Source organism: Streptomyces sp. T39, from assembly GCF_008042045.1.
Taxonomy (GTDB): Bacteria; Actinomycetota; Actinomycetes; order Streptomycetales; family Streptomycetaceae; genus Streptomyces.
In genome coordinates this window covers 4,857-8,432 of record NZ_RDBP01000061.1, presented here as the reverse complement: position 1 = coordinate 8,432, position 3,576 = coordinate 4,857, and the positions used below count along the sequence as shown (strand labels likewise).

3 protein-coding genes are annotated in these 3,576 nt (G+C 74.4%); 1 reads left to right on the top strand and 2 read right to left on the bottom strand.

The features are described from left to right. Nucleotides 1–40: 40 nt before the first annotated feature. The gene (locus EAO77_RS41580) at nt 41–1,957 is read right to left on the bottom strand and encodes a CASTOR/POLLUX-related putative ion channel (protein WP_261994292.1); all 1,917 of its coding nucleotides are present in this window, start codon (nt 1,955–1,957) and stop codon (nt 41–43) included. Between the two features lie 174 nt (nt 1,958–2,131). Next, nucleotides 2,132–2,269, bottom strand: coding sequence for a hypothetical protein (locus tag EAO77_RS39070; protein WP_187283547.1), 138 nt, complete (start codon nt 2,267–2,269; stop codon nt 2,132–2,134). Nucleotides 2,270–2,579: 310 nt separating this feature from the next. On the opposite strand from EAO77_RS39070, the gene modA reads away from it, so the two are divergent. After that, nucleotides 2,580–3,431 carry a molybdate ABC transporter substrate-binding protein gene (gene modA / locus EAO77_RS34880; RefSeq protein ID WP_147992338.1) on the top strand — a complete coding sequence of 284 codons (852 nt, stop codon included), beginning with the start codon at nt 2,580–2,582 and terminating at the stop codon, nt 3,429–3,431. The last annotated feature ends 145 nt before the right edge of the window (nt 3,432–3,576 follow it).

Sequence of the window (3,576 nt, the reverse complement as noted above, 5' to 3'; positions counted from 1 at the left end):
CGGCTCATCGCGCCGGTCGCCCCGGGGGCCGACTTCGTCGTCAGCGGCAAGCTGATCGGCCTGCTGATGACGCAGATCTCGCAGAACCCCCGACTGGCCTGCGTGTTCGAGGAGTTGTTCGCGCCCGGCGGGAGGCCGCCTCGGCCACGGTGGCGAACGAGGCCACCTGTCCCGTGCGGACGAAGTCGCCGGCCGGGCGGAGCTGGATCGTGGTGCCGCCGGGCGCGAACAACTCCTCGAACACGCAGGCCAGTCGGGGGTTCTGCGAGATCTGCGTCATCAGCAGGCCGATCAGCTTGCCGCTGACGACGAAGTCGGCCCCCGGGGCGACCGGCGCGATGAGCCGGTTGCGGTCGTCGGTCATCTCCGTGACGACGGGGACCCTGGCACCGGTCTCGCGTTCCCGGGCCCTGAGGTGGAGCAGGGTGACGAGGGTGCGGTCGTCGGGGTCGTCCTGCCCGGGGCGGCGGTCCGGTCCGAGGACGATCACGCCGTGGTAGGTGGCCAGGTCGAGCCCTTCGAGGGTCTCGCGCCGGGTGGGGTCGCCCTGCCGCAGGGTGACGGTGAGTCCGTCGCCCGCCGCCCGGCCGGCGGCGCGGCGCTCGGCCACCACCTCCAGGGACGACCCGGGCGGCGCGGACCGGGCGAGCCGGTCGACGATCCTGCGGGCCCTGCGGTTCCAGCCGAGCATCAGCAGACGCTCGGGTACCGGGGCCCGCGGCGGGGGTGCGCCGGCGACGGCCGTCGGGTCGTACGGGGCGGCGACCGGCTCCGGGCGCGTGGCGTCCCGGTCGCGGGCGATGACGACCAGGCCGTCGCCGTCGGCCAGCCGCAGCGCGGCGGGCGGGCAGAGGGTGAGGACGCCATCCGCCCGGACGACGCCGACGGCGCTGGACACGGGGCAGGCCGCGGCGGCCTCCCTGAACGTCCGCCCGGTCAGCGCCGGGTCCCGCACGGTGTAGAACTCGTCGCCCGCGTAGTCCAGCAACTCCTGGTGCACGAGGGAGAGTCCGGGGCGGCGGGCGCACTGCACGAGCAGCCGGGCCGACACGTCGTCGATCTCCAGGACCGTCGCCCCGGGGCCGCCCGCGAGGCGCGCCGCGGCCAGGTAGCGGTCGTCGCGCACGGCGGCCACGACTGGCAGGTCGCGGTCCTCGCCGACGACGGCACGCAACGACAGCAGGGTCTTGACGATCTCGGCGTCCTCGGCCGGGTCGTCACGCGGGAGGACCACGACGGAGTCTGCGGTCGCGGGGCTGACCCGGGCCAGAGCCGTGGGGTCGGTGGGACGCCCGCTGCGGATGATCAGCCGGGTCCGGCCCGTGTCGCCGACGTCGGCCCGCAGGTCCTCCTCCATCTCGGCGGGGTCGCGGTCGGCGAGCACCGCGACCACACCCGGGCGCCGGCCCGCGTTCGCGGCGACCAGTTCCGAGACGACCGTCTGCATCTGCTCGGACCAGCCGAGGATCACCGTGTGGCCGCTCTCCAGGACCGTGGAGTGGCCCCGGCGCAGGGCGATCAGCCGGTCGGTGATCCCGGCGGTGATCAGGCTGACCAGGGTCGACACGTAGAAGAGGGCGACCAGCGCGAGCAGGACCGACAGGGCGACCCGCAGCGGCGGCCCCACCTCGCCGCCGAGCCGCATGGTCTGGCCGGTGCTGCGCCACACCGCGGCGATCTTCGACTCCGTGGCCATGGGCCCGCGTTGATCGGTCCAGACGAGGAGCACGCTGACGGGGACCACCACCGCCAGGCAGGCGAGGGCGAGCCAACCGACGAGGGCCGAGGTGCCGTGGGCGAGCGTCGTGTCGAACCAGTAGCGGACGCGGGCCTCGACGCCGCCGCCGCGGTCGCCCGCCCGGCGGCGTGGGGCCGGAGGGCGTGGGGTGGGCCGCCGGTACCGTTGCGGCCCCGTGGCCCGCTGCCGGGGGACGGCCCCGTCTCCTTCTTTGCGCACATCGGCAGCGTGCCGGGCGCCGGGCGGCGGCGGGGTGATCTTGCCCCGCATTCATCCCTTCGTGAGCGCCCGCGTCCGCCCCGGACGTGTCCGGTGCCGAGTGCCCGTCCGGCTCCGCGCGAGGTACGGACGGGGACACCGTGATGCGGTCCGACGACGGGAGAGGGAACGGAGCTACCCGAGGATGCCGTCCAGCAGTTCCTCGATCCAGTAGCGCACCTGATGCCGCCGGCTGCAGAACCGCTTCGGGCGTCGCCACCGGCTCGGCGCGAGCGGCCGCCGGCACTGCCTGCAATGCTTCCGTTCCCCCATGGCCGTCACTGTAGCCCCCGGTCGCGCGCCTCGGCGCGGGGCCGTCCGCGTGAGCCGATCATGAAGCGCGCCCGTCCGTTCCACGGCCCCGAAGCGTTCGTGTCCGACAGGTGAGACCCAGCCGGTCATGGGTCGGCGCTTCCTCCATGGCGACACGCAAACGCTATGGATGCTCCCACAATCTTCTTGCACATGCGCGCGCTTCATCCATACGGTGGCGCATATGCTGTCCTGCATGACGGGTCGGGCCGCGCAGTCGCGGGGCGCCGGTCCCGCGCACCCTTCCTCCGTCCCCAAGGAGTCACCCCTGATGGCCCTCGCACGCACCGGACGGCGCGCCGCCGCGGCCGCTCTCGCCGCGGCGCTGCTCGTCCCTCTCGCGGCCTGCGGCAGCGACGGAACGAAGGACGCCGGCGGTTCCGCGGGCGCGGCGCCGGGGGCCGAGCTGACGGTCCTCGCCGCGGCGTCCCTCACCGACGTGTTCAAGGCAGCCGGTGCCGCCTACGAGAAGGCGCACCCCGGCACGCGGATCACCTTCTCCTTCGCCGGCTCCCAGGAACTCGTCTCCCAGGTGTCCCAGGGATCACCCGCCGACGCACTCGTCACCGCCGACACCACGAGCATGCGCAAGGTGAGGGAGGACACCGGCACCCCGACGGTCATCGCGAGGAACCGTCTCGTCATCGCCACCGGCGAGGGAAACCCGCACCGGGTCGACGAGCTGAAGGACCTCGCGGACCCCGGGCTCAAGGTCGTCCTCGCCGCCCCCGAGGTCCCCGTCGGCACGTACGGCGAGCAGATCCTCGACGCCCAGGGGATCACGGTGAAGCCGGTCTCCCAGGAGCCCAACGTGCGCGCCGTGCTCAGCAAGGTCGCGCTCGGCGAGGCCGACGCCGGACTCGTCTACCGGACCGACGCCGCCGGTGCGCAGGACAGGGTCGACGCCGTCGAGATCCCCGACGCGCAGAACGCCGTCGCCGAGTACCCCGCCGCCACGCTGAAGGAATCCGGCAACGCCGAGGCCGCCGCCGCGTTCGTCGCCCTGCTGCTGTGGGCCAATGTGACCGGGGTCGCGCTGTTCCTCGGCATCGCCTTCGCCGCGCAGCTGGAGGCCGCGCGTGCGGGCCAGACGGAACCGGTCCGGCCGGACCCCGGCGGATGAGGCCCGGCGGCGGGACCGGAGCCCGCCGTCAGCCGTCGTCGAGCGCCGAGAGCCCGTCCCGCCATCGGCGCCGGCGCTCCTCGTCCGACTGCTCCCACCACGGCGTTCCGCGCTCGCCGAGCGCGGTCTTCGCGCGGTGCACCCG

What these genes read in the sequence shown, in the direction of transcription:
- modA (WP_147992338.1), top strand. Translation starts at nt 2,580, where the DNA reads ATGGCCCTCGCACGCACCGGACGGCGCGCCGCCGCGGCCGCTCTCGCC.
- EAO77_RS39070 (WP_187283547.1), bottom strand. Translation starts at nt 2,269, where the DNA reads ATGGGGGAACGGAAGCATTGCAGGCAGTGCCGGCGGCCGCTCGCGCCG.